Genomic DNA, 14959 nt, shown 5'->3' on the forward strand with positions numbered 1-14959 from the left:
ATGCGTGTGCATGCGCGTGAGACCCGAATTGTAGAAGCGCCCGGGCCGGCCCCGGGCGACCAGAATGACTGGCGAGAGCCCCAACATGACCAAGACCCTGGTAATTGCAGAAAAACCCTCTGTCGCGCAAGACATCGTGCGCGCACTGACCCCCGTGGCTGGCAAGTTCGACAAACACGACGAGCACTTCGAGAACGACCGCTATGTAGTCACCAGCGCCGTGGGCCACCTGGTCGAGATCCAGGCCCCCGAAGAATTCGACGTGAAGCGCGGCAAGTGGAGCTTTGCCCACCTGCCCGTGATCCCGCCGTACTTTGACTTGAAGCCCGTGGACAAGACCAAGACGCGCCTGAACGCGGTGGTCAAGCAGGCCAAGCGCAAGGACGTGACGCAGCTCATCAATGCCTGTGACGCGGGCCGCGAGGGCGAGCTGATCTTCCGCCTGATCGAGCAGTACGCCGGCGGCGCCAAGCCCCTGGGCAAGCCCGTCAAGCGCCTGTGGCTGCAGTCCATGACGCCCCAGGCCATCCGCGACGGCTTCGACGCGCTGCGCACCGAGCAGCAGATGGCGGGCCTGGCCCATGCCGCGCGCAGCCGCAGCGAGGCCGACTGGCTGGTGGGCATCAACGGCACGCGCGCCATGACGGCCTTCAACTCGCGCGATGGCGGCTTCTTCTTGACCACCGTGGGCCGGGTGCAGACGCCCACCCTGTCGCTGGTGGTTGAGCGCGAAGAAAAGATCCGCAAGTTCATCAGCCGCGACTACTGGGAAATCCACGCCACCTTTGGTGCCCAGGCCGGTGAATACCCCGCCAAGTGGTTCGACCCCAAGTGGAAGAAGGGCGAGGATGTGGAAATGCGTGCCGACCGCGTGTGGTCCGCCGCCGAAGCCACGGCCATCGCCAACGCCGTGCGCGGCAAGCAGGCCACCGTCACCGAAGAAAGCAAGCCCACCACGCAGGCCTCGCCCCTGCTGTTCGACCTGACCAGCCTGCAGCGCGAGGCCAACGGCAAGTTCGGCTTCTCGGCCAAGACCACGCTGGCCCTGGCGCAAAGCCTGTACGAGCGCCACAAGGCCCTGACCTACCCGCGTACCGACTCGCGCGCGCTGCCCGAGGACTACCTGCCGGTGGCCAAGCAGACCTTCGAGATGCTGGCCGACAGCGGCATGCGCCACCTGGCGCCGCACGCCGCCACGGCGCTGGCCGGCAACTACGTGCGCCCGTCCAAGCGCATCTTCGACAACAGCAAGGTGAGCGATCACTTTGCCATTATCCCCACGCTGCAGGCACCCAGCGGCCTGAGCGAAGCCGAGCAAAAGCTGTACGACCTGGTCGTGCGCCGCTTCATGGCGGTGTTCTTCCCGAGTGCTGAATACACCGTGACCACGCGCATCAGCACCGTGGCCCCGCACAGTTTCAAGACCGAGGGCAAGGTGCTGGTCAAACCCGGCTGGCTGGCCATCTACGGCAAGGAAGCCGCCGACGAGGTCGAAGGCGGCAAGGACGGCGACAAAGGCCAGAACCTGGTGCCGGTGAAGCCTGGCGAAAGCGTCAACACCCTGCAGGTGGACCCCAAGGGCCTCAAGACCAAGCCGCCAGCCCGCTACTCCGAAGCCACGCTGCTGGGCGCCATGGAAAGCGCTGGCAAGCAGATCGACGACGAGGAACTGCGCTCTGCCATGCAGGAAAAGGGCCTGGGCACGCCTGCCACGCGTGCGGCCATCATCGAAGGCCTGCTGACTGAAAAGTACATGCTGCGCGAAGGCCGCGAGATCATCCCTACGGCCAAGGCCTTCCAGCTCATGACGCTGCTGCGCGGTCTGGAAGTGGAAGAGCTCTGCCGCGCCGACTTGACCGGCGAATGGGAGTTCAAGCTCTCGCAGATGGAAAAGGGCCAGCTCAGCCGCGAATCCTTCATGGCCGAGATCGCCGCCATGACCGAGCGCATGGTCAAGAAGGCCAAGGAATACGACCGCGACACCATCCCCGGCGACTACGCCACGCTCGAATCGCCCTGCCCCAACTGCGGTGGTGTGGTGAAGGAAAACTACCGTCGCTTTGCCTGCGTGGGCAAGCCGGGCTTTGATGCCTGCGGCTTCAGCTTTGGCAAGTCGCCCGCAGGCCGCACGTTCGAGACGGCCGAGGCCAATGCGCTGCTGCGCGACAAGAAGATTGGCCCGCTGGAGGGCTTCCGCTCCAAGGCGGGCTGGCCTTTCACCTCCGAGATCGTCATCAAGTACGACGACGAGGCGCACAACTACAAGCTCGAATTCGATTTTGGCGACGACAAGAAGGGCGAGGAGTCCGGCGAGATCGTCGAGTTTGAAGACGCCGCGCTGGGCGCCTGCCCCATCTGCGGATCGGATGTGCACGAGCACGGCAGCAACTACGTGTGCAGCAAGGCCGTGCCCACCGCCGCGCAGCCCACGCCCAGCTGCACCTTCAAGAGCGGCAAGATCATCCTGCAGCAGCCCGTGGAGCGCGAGCAGATGACCAAGCTGCTCGCGACCGGCAAGACCGACCTGCTCGACAAGTTCGTGAGCATGCGCACGCGCCGCAACTTCAAGGCCCACCTGGCGTGGGACAAGGAGGCGGGCAAGGTCAACTTTGAATTCGCGCCGAGCAAGTTCCCACCCCGCCCCGGGGCTGCTGCCAAAACAGCCGCCGCCAAGGCAGGCAAAACAACCGCTGCCGCCAAAAAAGCCCCGGCCAAGAAAGCGGCGGCCAAAACCACCGCCGCCAAGGCTCCGCGCAAGGCCGCCGCCGGCAAGGCCCCCAGCGCCGCGCTGGCCGCTGTGATCGGCACCGAACCGGTGGCCCGCCCCGAGGCCGTCAAGAAGATGTGGGAATACATCAAGGCCCACAACCTGCAAGACCCCAAGGACAAGCGCACCATCGTGGCCGACGACAAGCTGCGCGCCGTGTTTGGCAAGGACAGCGCGGGCATGTTCGAGCTGGCGGGCATTCTGGGCAACCACCTGGGTGGCTGAGTGCGCGGCGCCGAGGCCATGAGCCGGTTCTGACACCATGGCCTTGCAACCCCCCGCGCTGTCGCTGCAGATCGCGACCACGGTGCACCACCGCATCCACACCGCCACGGTGCGCATGGATTCGGTGGGCTGGGTGGTCTCGGGCACCAAGCACCTGGTCACGCCCGGGGGCGGCCACCGCTACCCCAGCGGGCGCGTGTTTGTGCTGCCGCGCGGCGCGCAGTGGGAGATCGTGAACGACCCCGCACCGCAGGGCCGCTACGTGGCGCGGCTGCTGTGCTTTGCGCCCGGGCTGGTGGAGCAGTTCCACCGCCAGTTTGGCCAGTTTGCGGCCGTGCCGCCCGTGCAAGGCTGTGCGGGCCTCGCAGCCGATGCGGCCTTTGAAGACAGCTACATGCGCGCCGTGGCCGCGCTGGAGAGCGAGGCCAGCTCGCAGGCCCTGCGCGAGCACCGCGCGCTCGAAGTGCTGCTGATGCTGGCCGAGGCGGGCATTGTGTTTGCCCCGCCCGGCGAGCTGGGCTGGGCCGAGCGCGTGCGCCGCCTCATCGGCCCCAGCCCCCAGGCCGACTGGACGCTGGAGCGCATCGCCGGCGCCTTTGCCACCAGCGCCAGCACCCTGCAGCGCCGCCTGGCGCAAGAGGGCGAAACCGTGAGCCAGTGCCTGCGCGATGTGCGGCTGGAGACGGGCCTGCTGCTGCTGCAAAGCTCCGCGCTGCAGGTGTCCGAGATCGCGGCCCGCTGCGGCTATGAGTCGCACAGCCGCTTCAGCGCAGCCTTCCGCGAGCGTTTTGGATTTCCTCCCTCGCAGCTGCGGCCCTGAGGCGGGGGCCAAGGCGCCAGTTCAAAAAATCTGATCTGTTCACTGAGCGTAGTCGAAGCGCAGCACAGGGCTTTGACAGGCTCAGCCCGAACGGTATTGGTGCGTTGTACGCGCATCTTCCTGACGCGCCGCGCACAGCCTTTGACGCCGCCGGGCCAGTGCCATGGCGCGGCGCACCGCACCATCAAGGCCTTGTTTCACCCCGCTATTGCAAGGAGCTTTTCTGATGTCTTTTCCTCTTTCGCGCCCCCTTCGCGCCCTGTCTGCCGTCGCCACTCTGGGCCTTGCGCTGGCCGCCCCAGCCCAGGCCTTCACGCTCACCAGCCCCGACTTTGCCGAAGGCAGCACGCTGCCCCAGCGCTTCGAGTTCAAGGGCTTTGGTTGCGCGGGCGATAACCAGTCGCCCGCCCTGCGCTGGAGTGGCGCGCCTGCGGGCACACAAAGCTACGCCGTCACCGTGTACGACCCGGACGCGCCCACGGGCTCGGGCTGGTGGCACTGGTCGGTGGTCAACCTCCCCGCCAGCGTGACGGAGTTGCGGCCCGACGCGGGTGCTGCCGGTGGCGCCAAGCTGCCCGCAGGCGCCAGCCATGTGCGCATCGACTACGGCGTGGCGGCCTGGGGCGGCACCTGCCCGCCCGAGGGCGATGTGCCGCACCGCTACATCTTCACCGTGCACGCGCTCAAGGTGCCGCGCCTGGAGCTTCCCGCCGACGCCACCGCCGCGTTGGCCGGGTACATGATCAACGCCAATGCCTTGGGCAAGGCCACGCTCACGGCGCGCTACGGGCGCCCTGCGGCCCAAGGCAAGCAGCAGTGACCCTGTGGGGTGGGGCGCTGTGATGTTTTAAGCTCGGTGGTCATCCACCCCACCGCAGGCCCACCCCATGCGCAGCACCCGCGAACGAGCCCTCTGGTCCCTTCTGGCCGCACTGCTGCTGGCCGCCACAGCGGCGGCCTGGTGGACGTCTGACCAGTGGCTGCCCCAGGCCGGGCCCTGGACCGAACAGGCCTGGAAAAAGATCACCCGCCCCGGGCCCGAGTCCCTGCCGCCCGACAAGCGCCCCGCTGCCGCACAGGCCCGCCCCGCGCAGGCGGGCGCATCCCAACCCGTGGCGCCACAGCCGCGCAAATGTGTGTTGGACGGCCGCACCACCTACACCGACCAGCCCTGCCCCCAGGGCAGCCAGGAGCTGCCGGTGGACGGCGCGCTCACGTCGCTGCCGCCTGCTCGGTAGGCGGCTGATCTGCTTCCAGTGGCGTGCAGGCCCGTGGGTGAGATGTCGTTTTTTTCCTAGCCCGCACGGGGTGGCGCGCGTTCAATCGGTGGCTGGATTCACCACCTGCGGCCTGCGCAAACGGGCCGTTTCACCGATGCAACACCCCCCTGTCTCTCGATCCCTGCGTGTGTTTTTGTGGGCGCTGGCCGCCCTGGGCCTGGCCATTCCCTGGTACTTCAACACCCTGTACTTTCTGGCCGGCGGCAGCGTGATGCCCGATGTCTTCTGGCGCGACGCCTTTGCCAATGCGCTCACCACCGGCATCACCTGCGACGTGTACCTGGCCGCTGTGGCGTTCTCGGCCTGGGTGGCGGCCGACCGCCGCCTGGGCGCGTGGCGCTGGGCCTGCATCGCGGCCTGCTTTGGTATCGGGCTCGCGTTTGTGATGCCGCTGTACCTGGCTCAGCGCTTGCGGATGGACGCAGCCCGCTCCGGCGGCTGATACCAGTTTGCGTTCAATAAACAAGAACCGTTCGGGCTGAGCCTGTCGAAGCCTTGCGCGGCGCTTCGACAGGCTCAGCGTGAACGGACTTATATTTTTGAACGCATACCAGTATGACCCGGCTGCGCCTGCGCGCCCACCTGCAGGGGCCAGTGTTCGCTGACCGGGCTGCGGCTGCCCTGCACCAGGGCCTGCAACGGCTGGCCCGCCAGCCTGCGCACATCGCGCGCCATGTGCGACTGGTCGTAGTAGCCCTGGTCCACCGCCAGGCCCACCACCGGGTCACCGGGCGCAGCCAGGGCGTTGCCCAGCGTGCTGTTCAGCCGCGCAATCACCTGAAACTGCTTGGGCGCCATGCCACAGTGCGCCACAAAGCGGCGTTCAAACTGCCGCTGGCTCAGGCCCAGACGCTGGCCCGCGCCTGTTGCATCGTCGCTGGCCGCGTGCAGCAAAGCCAGCGCCTGTTGCCGCCGCGCCTCGCAAGGCGACGGCGGCGCAACCCTCTGGCGGATGAACTGGCACAGCACCTGCAGCCGCGCACCATCGTCCGCCGCCGCGCGCACCGCGTGTTCCACCTCGGCCCACTCGGGGCCCACCAGTTCAGCCAGCGGCCGCAGCGTGTTCACCAGCCCGCGCGCGCTGGCAAAAAGCGCCGCTGCGGCCTCGGGCTGCAGCACCAGCCCCACTGCCTGCACTGGCCCGCTGTGTTCGTACACAGTGGCCCTGGTGCTGGCGCTCATCCAGGCCGATGGCGGCACGGGCTCACCCCGGCACACCACCTGGCCTGTCAGCCGCACCACCAGCATGCTCGACACCATGGCCGGGAAATGCGACTGTGCCAGCGCCGCCGGGGCATCGACCACCACGGCGGCCATCAGCCAGGGCTGCAAATCGGGGGGGACGGGCACCAAACGCTGCATGCCTGGATTCTGCACACCTGCGTGCAAGGCGCGGTGGCCCATGCCCCGGCCATCGGCAGGTGCGCCAGCCACCCGCGTGACACGCGTCTGCCGCACGCCCCGACTATGCTTTGCGCTTCGCCCACCGGCCCACGCACACCCGCGCCCCGCACCATGCAGCCAACCCCCACCCGATCCCTGCCCATGGCAGGCGCCACCAACTTCCGCGACCTGGGCGGCTACACCGGCCACGGCGGGCGGCCCGTGAAGTGGCGGCGCATCTTCCGCTCTGACCACCTGGCAGGCCTGACCGCGCAGGACCAGGCCCTGCTGGCCGAGCTGGGCGTGGCCCGCGCGGTGGACTTTCGCGGCCAGGCCGAAAGCGCCGCCTACGCTTACGCATTGCCCGGCGTGGCCTACCACCCGCTGCATATCGAGCCCACCGTGGTGCAGCGCGCGCTGGAGCTGCAGCGCACCGGTCGCCAGCTCACCGCCCAAGACGCCGTGGACCTGATGCAGGACACCTACCGGGGTTTTGTGCACGACAACGCCCCGCGCTTTGCCGAGCTGTTCCGCCTGCTGCTGGCCAACGATACGCCCACCGTCTTCCACTGCACCGCAGGCAAGGACCGCACCGGTTTTGCCGCCGCCTTCATCCTGCTCACGCTGGGTGTGCCGCGCGACGTGGTCATGCACGACTACCTGCTCACCAACGCGCTCTACCAACGCCCGCCCGGCATGGGCAGCCACGCCCCCGAAGAAGTGCTGGCCGTGCTGTGGCGCGTGCAGGAGGAGTTTCTGGACGCCGCCCTGCACATGGTGGACAACGATTTTGGCGGCGTGCAGGCGTATCTGGTGGACGTGCTGGGCGTGGATGCTGCCGCACAGAAGGAATTGGCGGGGCGTTACCTGCAGGCGCCATGATGCCATTGGCGCGCCCTCCCGCTCGCGTTCCATTGCTTGCACTGCGCTGCAGGCTTCCTGCGCGTCCGTGGGCACTGCCGGGAATTTTTAATAGAGGCTGAACGGTAAGCGACGGCCTGCATTATTGAAAAGGCCGGTTACCCGTTTCGGGCTCTCTTGCACTACGGTGATACCGCCGCCAGAGATTGGTGAGAGGCATTCCAATATGGACGGGTAACTGTCGATCTTGCGTTTGGCCCCTTCCCGCAGAGTTTGCGCATTCTGGGCGTGACGTCGAAGCACTATCGCTGTTAGAGTGATTCGGAAGATTGGGCATCGGTGCGTGGGAGCATCAGCAATGTGTTGTTGCTCTCGTCCAGCTGTATCGAGGAGAACTCATGGACTTCTTCATTGTTGGGCTACAGGGGGCGATGGTGCTTGCGCTCATTGCACTTGGCGTGCATTTCAAGGGCATGGCCATCGGCCTCTTCGGGGCGGTTGGTGTCTTGGCTTTTGCCCTTGTTTTCAAGGTCGCTCCCGGGTCCGTGCCGGTCTCGGCCATGTTGATCATCATGACCGTGGTCACTGCAGCCGGAGCGATGCAGTTGGCAGGTGGCATCGACTATCTTGTGACCAAGGCACAGAAGGTCATCAAGCGTTTTCCCAACCAGATAACCTATGTGGCACCCTTGACCACCTTCGGTTTTTGCGCGGGTGCGGGCACAGGGAATATCTACTACTCACTCATGCCAGTGATTTATGAAGTCGCACATGCCAACGGAGTGCGGCCAGAACGTCCACTGGCCCTATCGGCAACAGCCGGGCAGCTGGCAATTACTTCGAGTCCGGTATCTGCAGCCATGGCGGCGATGGTGGGGCTGCTGAGTCCGCTCGGCTACAAGATTACCGACATACTCTTGATCACGGTGCCAGCATCCTTGCTGGCGATACTGGTCGGCGCATTTGTCATGAATCGACGTGGCAAAGATCTGAAAGAAGACCCTGAGTACCTGCGTCGCTTGGCATCGGGCGAGATCAAGGAAAGGTTTGCCGCCGGTGATCCCGCTCCGATACCGGCTTCGGGAAGGCGATCTGCCATGCTGTTCCTCGCGGGTGTCGTCTTCATCATCGCCTCGGGTATCTTCGAGGAACTGAGGCCGATGGTGCAGAGCAAGGACCAGATGCAGCATATCGATCTGTCGCTGCTGATCCAGATCACCATGTTTAGCGTGGCCGCAGCGATTGTTTTGACATGCGGAATCAAGGCTGGCGATATCGTCAAGAGTCCGTTGTTCGATTCAGGCATGGTAGCTGTTGTGGCCCTTTTTGGTGTTGCCTGGATGGCCAATACATTCATCGCTGCCAATGAGGCACTGGTCGTAGGTGGTCTCGGCGATCTGGCCAGGCAAGCCCCTTTGATGATTGCGCTCGCTCTGTTTGCCGTTGCGGCCATGACGACAAGTCAGTCCAGCGCGACGTTCTCCATCATCCCGATTGGTATCGCGCTGGGGTTGGAGCCTGGCACCCTAGCGGCCATGTGGCCTGCGGTGGTGGGCGTTTTTTTTCTCCCTACCAACGGCTCCCAGATAGCCACCGTTGAGATTGACCAGACGGGATCCACGTCCATCGGAGCGGCCATCATTAACCACTCCTTCATGATTCCGGTACTGGTGTACGCAGCAGTGGCCGTGGGCGCTGGCTTGGTCATCTCGCGCTTTTTTTGAAGGGCAGCAATGGATCTGATGTGGACGCATGCTGGTCGCAGATTCGGTGCGGAGGACCTGGTTCATTGGCGCCGCAGGGAAGATCGATCGCTGGAGGCCGCTATCGATGACGCCAGCATCGTGGTTCTGGGCCCGCATGCGTCGGCGGCTTTTCCGCAAGAGCTCAAACCGTTCATCAACCCGGACCTCACTCTCAGGCGCCAGTTGGATTATTCCGACTGGCTTACAGGGTATTTGGGGAGGTGCTGGGCAGAGGCTTCGGACCAAGTCATCTTCATTGAGAACCCGCACTCAAGGGTCGTTCTGGACCCCAACCGTGCGCCCAGCGATTGCCCTATGGAAACACTCAAGTTGTGTTTTCAACGGCTTCGGGAAGTTGGACCGAACGCGCCGCTGGGTGGTATGGACTTCATTCGGCCGGTGACTTTCGGAGGCTGGCCTGTGCTGCTCGAGCCCAAATCGGCTCAGGGTTGGGAGGCGCTGGAGAAGGCGTGGTCGAGTGCTGCTGCCCTGGGGGCGATGGAGTACCTGAGGTTGTCAGCACAGATTGTGGAGGCCTGCGCGCGACGTTGCGCCTCAGTTCAGCGGCGACTGGTCGTGTTCAGCCTGCACGACACCATGAACCACAAAATGGGGCCGGATGGTGCGATCAACATCGAGCGGCCGGTCGCTGATCGACTTCCCTTTTGGGTCAACCTGGGCAACCTCGGGGATCCGGATGGCGGGGCGTTGCCAGATTCAGCGTTGTCCATGGATGCCGGCGCAGCCCGCCAGATGGCATCGACTTTCTTGAAGGCGCTGACAGCCATAGAGCCTGGTGCGGCGCCTGAAGTGACATTGAACCAACCCTACAAAGGCGCCCGCGAGACACAGGTTTTTGGTGCCAGCCTTGCCCAAGCCGGCCTTCCCTCCGGCAGCGGTGCGATACAGATTGAGTTTCGCAGAGAGAGTCTCCTTGGCTCCGACGCCACAGCACTACTCATGTCGGCTGGGGGTGATTGGCCGCCCATTGATGTTGTGCGTCTGCAGTCGATAGCTAAATCACTGGCCAGGCACTTGACCGTCTCTTGAGTCTGGATAGCCGTTTGTGCCGATGTCCAAAGCATCGGAGTCCGTTCCTCATTCACTGGTTTTCCATGGACGCTACAACCTCACTGCTGCAAAACCTAGTGCTCGTTCCGCTGACATTGCTCCCCATCATCAACCCCCTGAGCGGTGCACCGGTTTTCATGTCTACCACTGGGAATGACCCCGTACTGGTTCGCAGGCTTGCCAGGCAAATCGCCGTCAACTCTTGGGTCGTTCTTGTGGTGTCCATGTTGATGGGGACCTATGTTCTTGATTTCTTCGGTATCTCTTTGCCCATCGTCCGCATCAGTGGGGGATTGCTGGTCGCTGCAACAGGCTGGAAGATGCTCCATAGCGACGGTGAAGATGATGTAAAGAGGGCGGTTGCGAACAGCCAAGCTCAAAGGCTGTCAGAGAAAGACGTCATAAGTCAAAGCTTTTTCCCCATTACCTTTCCGCTGACCACCGGCCCGGGAACGATAGCCGCGTCGATTGCCCTGGGGGCCAAGTTGCCCAGCCAGCCCGCTGTGTATGTAATAGGCTTTCTGACTGCGGCCTTCGGAGCCGCCATTACGTCTTATGTCATCTACCTTGTCTATCGCCATTCGGTGCAATTGCTTGACCGGCTTGGAACGATAGGTGCCATGGTGATGGCGAGGCTAATGGCTTTCATTCTCTTGTGCATAGGCATTGAGATCATCTGGGCAGGATGGCTTGAGCTCAACGCACAAACTAAATGAAGGCACCCTTGATTTCAGCGTCCCCATAGGGACGCCCTGATTAACTCTGGGCAGCGAGTACTGCAGGGGCCCTGTTTATCAGTTGGTCTGTTTACGCAGAAAACTGCACGCCCTCGCTTCAGGTTAGGGTAACGCTGAGCGCGATCACATTGACAGCACGCAGGCACGGTGCTAGCGCGTCGAACGCACACCAGACTTCAGCGTGCTGTCCGTCTCCCGTTTCCATTGGGACTCTGGAATGACCACCGGCTCCTGAGGCTGAAAAGCGAAATGCGGCGACATGATCTGCAGTCCTGCCCTGTTGAATGCATCTTGGATGTGCCTGTGAAGATCGGATAGTGCATCGATCCGATTCATGGGGTCATCGATAGCTAGCACCAACTCGTACTCAACATAGAAGTCAGACAGGGATCGCTGAAAAACCTTGGGCGCAGGGTCTGATCTGAATCGCCCTGAGGCGATAGCCGCCGACGTCAATAGTTCATGCACTACCCGCCAGGGTGCGTCATACCCAATAGTAACCTTGGAGCTAATTAACGTCCCCTGGGTTGCCGCCATGCGGGTGTAGTTGTGAATCGGGCTGCTCAACAGAACCGCATTCGGTACAGTGATTTCTTCGTTGCGATAGTTCAGTATCTTCACTGCGAGTGTTCCCACTTCTATGACAACACCCTCTGTGCCGCCTGCGGTCACGAAGTCACCCTGACGTAATGCACGGGAATAAATAAGAACGAGCCCGCTGATGCCCTGGTTGACGATGCCTGAAGCTCCTACGGTCAGCATGAGCCCAGCGAGAACAGACAATCCGCGAAACGCCTCTGTGTCAGAGCCAGGGAGGTAGGGGTAACAAATGGCGACGGTTACCAGCCAGAGCATCACGAGCACAATTCTTCGAGTTGCTGTGATTGTTTCCGGGTGGAGAAAAGGAATGTAGAAACGTCCGGATCTGACGGCGTCAAAGAAGTAGCCCAACAAGTCGGACAGTGCTCTGGAAACAACAATGATGATCGCGGCCGTGACCAGATCGGGCAGACCCTTGAGGATTCCGTTACCTACCCATAACAGTTGTTCTTGAAGCCATTGGCGAGACTTCTGTGCAATGGGTACCGTCAAAGGAAATGAGGAGAAAACAAGCTCATAGACCCCATAAGCGATCAACAGAGAAAAGCCCCACTGGACGATTATCAGCAGTCGGCTGGCCAGTCGATCCAGCAGTTCAATCCAGTCCATCTTTGACGATTGCTGCACCCTCATGCTGCGGCGACGCTCCAGCAAGCCAGAAAAGTACCGCCTTGCCCGACCGATCGCGCTGATCAACAGGACGCCAACCGTAAGGCTGACCAGCGTTTTCGCAGCCCCAGTCATGAGTACGTTTGCGCTGCGGCTTTCTTGCCATGCCGAGCGTGCCAATTCCAGCCGCGAAACGACGTCGTTCGCCATCGCATCCAGTCCCTTGAATCGCTGGTCGACATTCATGTCAGCTTCCACGATGGGAAACAGAGGCCGATCGCCAATTAAGAACTGGATACCGGCCTGTCCCTGGTAGGTGAAGCGCTCGAAGTGGATATTGCCATCCATTTCCAACTCGGGGACTGTCAGCAGATGCTGTCGTGCTCGCTCAGCTCTTGCCCGAGGTGCTGCGTCAGCCACCGTCGCCCTGAAGGTCACGATCTCCCTGTTCCACCACTCAAGGCGTTCGGCGTTCGTTGAGGCTTGCACCTGCGCTTGAACTGGGGGAGTCTGGCCTAGAAGCCAAACGGCCAGAAGCATGAGCAGGGTTCTTGTGACAAGCGTTGAGCGCAACACAAGCCAGGATCGTGACAAGTCTCTGCATGGGTATTGGAGTTGGGGGCGCATTCTGGTCCAAAGCCTTCTACGGACAGGTGCCTTCACCTGCCCTTCGTTCGGAAGGGGCTGAGGCGAAGCCGCAGCATATGTTTCTCTTAAACATCGAATTAGGCAAGGCCTGCACGCATCCAGAGAAGTGATTGGGTGCAAGGGGTGAATAGCAGGTGGGTTCGGATCGCCATTTTCGTCCTGCACTTGTTCGGCTACGCGCGTGCTGAGGTGGCGGAGTGCCAGCACCCACACTGGGTCAGGCAAGGCGGCACAACATGTCCAAATCGTTGTGCGCCATCGGCAGCAGGCCAAAGACACTGTGGTGTCGTTGTTCCGAAGTGCAACACATGAGCCTCAGGTAGGTCGTCAAAGACGATTCAATCTTTGGAATAGAAGCCGTCTTTCTCAGTCCCGCAAACGATGAAGGATGCGAAGGTTGCCACGTGCTGACTTGCGTGATACCGTCGTTTTTACCGAGTTGTAGGACATGGCATGCGTTCTGTTGCCGCTGGGCCCGAGGCTGTAGTTCAACAAGAGTGCGCCGGTCATCATATGCGGGCGGCACTAGATGGGTGATGTGGGAGCAGTCCGATCACATACCAGCGCTGAGTTGTGCGCTGTCGCCGATTTCGCCTCCATGTAACTCTTACCTAACAGACAACGAAGCGCGCGAGTTCACATGCTAAACATCAATCCACAACCCTTGACAATTCTTGAACGCACAGACTTGCATCGGCGTCGGTCGCTGCAAGCTGCATTTGCCGCTTTTTTGGGCGTGATCGGCGGAACAACTGCATCACCTGTTCTTGCCGACCCTGACGAAGAGGGTTTTCGGATCGGTGGTCGGCCAAGCCGCAGATGGAGCATGGTTGGCGAGGCGCAGGCGCGGCGCTCGGTGGACCGCGATGTCGTGCGCGTTAACGCGGATCGCGCCTACAGCGCGATCCGGCTCCGGGTGCTCCACGCCCCGGTCGAATTTTTGGACGTGCAAATCCATTTTCGCAACGGCGGATCACGCAATATTGAGGTCCGCCAGCTTATCGAGCGCGGTGGCGCAACGCGCATCATCGACCTGCCGGGCGAGCGGCGCTTCATCGACCGAGTCGTCTTTTGGTACAAGACCCCCGCGCTTGCACGCGAGCGCGCCACTGTGCAGGTGTGGGCCCGTGCCTGAGAACCGCGTTGTCTAGCGGGTGGCAAACGGGCCGTGTCTCAATAGGCGGTCCATCCCCCATCGGTGGCGTAGATGCCTCCAGTGAAGTTAGATGCTTCATCGGACAATAAAAAGGCCATCATCGCCACCTGCTCCCAGACCGTTGCGGGACGATGGTTCTTGTCGGTGTACGCAAGGATGCTGTCGATCTTGATTCTTCCCATGGTCGGGCCCTTGGCCTGCGCCGAGGCGGCAGCGACCAGCTGTCCCGCCCGAGCGACCATCGGCGTGTCCGTGGCAGCCATGTTGACCGAATTGACTCTGATGCCGTAGGGCGCGTAGTCGATCGCGGCGTTTTTTGTCATGCCGTTGACGGCGTGTTTGCTCGCAACATAGGCGGGGTTGCCAGACAGGCCGGTCATACCGGCGATGGATCCGACATTGACGATCGATCCGCCGCGGCCTTGTGCCATCATCTGCCGCAGTTCTGCGCGCATGCACACAAACATCCCGTAGGCATTGGTTCGGAAAACGTTGTTCCAATACTCATCGCTCGCTTCATGGATGCTGGCGAAGACCAGCGAGCGCTGCTTCTCGAAATCAATCGGTGCGCCAGAATAGACGCCATCCATCACGCCAGCATTGTTCAGAGCCGCATCGAGTCCGCCAAAACTGCGCACAGCCCTGTCCACGGCTTCTTTCATGACGGCTGAGTCCGCGATGTCGCCATGAATGAAAACGGACTTTCCACCTGCTGCAGTGATCTCTGCATTGGTTGCTTCGCCCTGGTCTTTGATCCAGTCCACACAAACGAGATTCGCCCCTTCGCGCGACAGCCGTTTCGCTGCTGCGGCTCCCATGCCTCTTGCGGAACCGGTCACCAGCACCGTCTTGCCAGCGAATCGGTTGGGCGTAAACAGCTTTGGATCAACCGGCTTCACCTGCACCACGGCATTGCCATCAGGCCTTCCACCGCCCATTTGTGCATGGGCCTGGGATGCCGTCAGGCCATGCACTGCAGCAGCTGCAGTGACAGCACTGGCAGAGGCCGCCATGCTCTTCAGTATGTCGCGTCGTTCCATGATTTTTCCTTTCAGTG

At 62.4% G+C, this 14959-nt stretch carries 13 protein-coding genes; 10 read left to right on the top strand and 3 right to left on the bottom strand.

What is annotated here, in order from left to right:
• The first annotated feature begins 85 nt into the window (after positions 1–85).
• From DBV10_RS07985 to DBV10_RS08005, 5 genes are all read left to right on the top strand, one after another.
• Complete coding sequence (locus DBV10_RS07985; RefSeq protein WP_124512347.1) at positions 86–2992, top strand: DNA topoisomerase III; 2907 nt, start codon at positions 86–88, stop codon at positions 2990–2992.
• A gap of 37 nt (positions 2993–3029) precedes the next feature.
• Positions 3030–3812 (top strand): helix-turn-helix transcriptional regulator, encoded by a 783-nt coding sequence (locus DBV10_RS07990; protein ID WP_124512349.1) that lies wholly within the window; start codon positions 3030–3032, stop codon positions 3810–3812.
• Between the two features lie 226 nt (positions 3813–4038).
• Complete coding sequence (locus DBV10_RS07995; protein ID WP_124512351.1) at positions 4039–4632, top strand: YbhB/YbcL family Raf kinase inhibitor-like protein; 594 nt, start codon at positions 4039–4041, stop codon at positions 4630–4632.
• Between the two features lie 67 nt (positions 4633–4699).
• Positions 4700–5050: a DUF4124 domain-containing protein gene (locus tag DBV10_RS08000; RefSeq protein ID WP_124512353.1), complete on the top strand. Its 351-nt coding sequence runs from the start codon at positions 4700–4702 to the stop codon at positions 5048–5050.
• A 136-nt stretch (positions 5051–5186) separates the two neighbouring features.
• Positions 5187–5534: a DUF2834 domain-containing protein gene (locus DBV10_RS08005; RefSeq protein ID WP_124512355.1), complete on the top strand. Its 348-nt coding sequence runs from the start codon at positions 5187–5189 to the stop codon at positions 5532–5534.
• Positions 5535–5623: 89 nt separating this feature from the next.
• On the opposite strand, the gene DBV10_RS08010 is transcribed toward DBV10_RS08005, so the two are convergent.
• Positions 5624–6442: a helix-turn-helix domain-containing protein gene (locus tag DBV10_RS08010; RefSeq protein WP_233589849.1), complete on the bottom strand. Its 819-nt coding sequence runs from the start codon at positions 6440–6442 to the stop codon at positions 5624–5626.
• A 165-nt stretch (positions 6443–6607) separates the two neighbouring features.
• Between DBV10_RS08010 and DBV10_RS08015 the strand changes: the two genes are divergently transcribed.
• The 4 genes from DBV10_RS08015 (at position 6608) to DBV10_RS08030 (ending at position 10868) form a co-directional block, all read left to right on the top strand.
• The gene (locus DBV10_RS08015; RefSeq protein WP_124512359.1) at positions 6608–7357 is read left to right on the top strand and encodes a tyrosine-protein phosphatase; all 750 of its coding nucleotides are present in this window, start codon (positions 6608–6610) and stop codon (positions 7355–7357) included.
• A 377-nt stretch (positions 7358–7734) separates the two neighbouring features.
• Entirely contained in the window at positions 7735–9060 is a 1326-nt protein-coding gene (locus DBV10_RS08020) for an anaerobic C4-dicarboxylate transporter family protein (protein ID WP_124512361.1), read from the top strand.
• A gap of 9 nt (positions 9061–9069) precedes the next feature.
• The gene (locus tag DBV10_RS08025; RefSeq protein WP_124512363.1) at positions 9070–10131 is read left to right on the top strand and encodes an N-formylglutamate amidohydrolase; all 1062 of its coding nucleotides are present in this window, start codon (positions 9070–9072) and stop codon (positions 10129–10131) included.
• Positions 10132–10196: 65 nt separating this feature from the next.
• On the top strand, positions 10197–10868 hold the full coding sequence (locus DBV10_RS08030) for a MarC family protein (protein WP_124512365.1): 672 nt from the start codon (positions 10197–10199) through the stop codon (positions 10866–10868).
• 171 nt (positions 10869–11039) lie between these two features.
• On the opposite strand, the gene DBV10_RS08035 is transcribed toward DBV10_RS08030, so the two are convergent.
• Positions 11040–12638, bottom strand: a complete 1599-nt coding sequence (locus DBV10_RS08035) for a mechanosensitive ion channel family protein (protein WP_158616807.1) — start codon at positions 12636–12638, stop codon at positions 11040–11042.
• 772 nt (positions 12639–13410) lie between these two features.
• On the opposite strand from DBV10_RS08035, the gene DBV10_RS08040 reads away from it, so the two are divergent.
• Complete coding sequence (locus tag DBV10_RS08040; RefSeq protein ID WP_124512369.1) at positions 13411–13881, top strand: hypothetical protein; 471 nt, start codon at positions 13411–13413, stop codon at positions 13879–13881.
• Between the two features lie 38 nt (positions 13882–13919).
• Here the strand turns inward: DBV10_RS08040 and DBV10_RS08045 are convergent, their stop codons facing one another.
• Entirely contained in the window at positions 13920–14942 is a 1023-nt protein-coding gene (locus tag DBV10_RS08045; RefSeq protein ID WP_124512371.1) for an SDR family NAD(P)-dependent oxidoreductase, read from the bottom strand.
• Positions 14943–14959 lie beyond the last annotated feature (17 nt).

It is taken from the genome of Acidovorax sp. FJL06 (genome assembly GCF_003852545.1).
Classification (GTDB): Bacteria; Pseudomonadota; Gammaproteobacteria; order Burkholderiales; family Burkholderiaceae_C; genus Acidovorax.

Excerpts from the sequence above, each read along its gene's own strand:
- DBV10_RS07995 (WP_124512351.1), top strand. The coding sequence starts at position 4,039 with ATGTCTTTTCCTCTTTCGCGCCCCCTTCGCGCCCTGTCTGCCGTCGCC.
- DBV10_RS07985 (WP_124512347.1), top strand. The coding sequence starts at position 86 with ATGACCAAGACCCTGGTAATTGCAGAAAAACCCTCTGTCGCGCAAGAC.
- DBV10_RS08035 (WP_158616807.1), bottom strand. The coding sequence starts at position 12,638 with ATGCTTCTGGCCGTTTGGCTTCTAGGCCAGACTCCCCCAGTTCAAGCG.
- DBV10_RS08015 (WP_124512359.1), top strand. The coding sequence starts at position 6,608 with ATGCAGCCAACCCCCACCCGATCCCTGCCCATGGCAGGCGCCACCAAC.
- DBV10_RS08030 (WP_124512365.1), top strand. The coding sequence starts at position 10,197 with ATGGACGCTACAACCTCACTGCTGCAAAACCTAGTGCTCGTTCCGCTG.
- DBV10_RS08000 (WP_124512353.1), top strand. The coding sequence starts at position 4,700 with ATGCGCAGCACCCGCGAACGAGCCCTCTGGTCCCTTCTGGCCGCACTG.
- DBV10_RS08020 (WP_124512361.1), top strand. The coding sequence starts at position 7,735 with ATGGACTTCTTCATTGTTGGGCTACAGGGGGCGATGGTGCTTGCGCTC.
- DBV10_RS08025 (WP_124512363.1), top strand. The coding sequence starts at position 9,070 with ATGGATCTGATGTGGACGCATGCTGGTCGCAGATTCGGTGCGGAGGAC.
- DBV10_RS08045 (WP_124512371.1), bottom strand. The coding sequence starts at position 14,942 with ATGGAACGACGCGACATACTGAAGAGCATGGCGGCCTCTGCCAGTGCT.
- DBV10_RS08005 (WP_124512355.1), top strand. The coding sequence starts at position 5,187 with ATGCAACACCCCCCTGTCTCTCGATCCCTGCGTGTGTTTTTGTGGGCG.
- DBV10_RS07990 (WP_124512349.1), top strand. The coding sequence starts at position 3,030 with ATGGCCTTGCAACCCCCCGCGCTGTCGCTGCAGATCGCGACCACGGTG.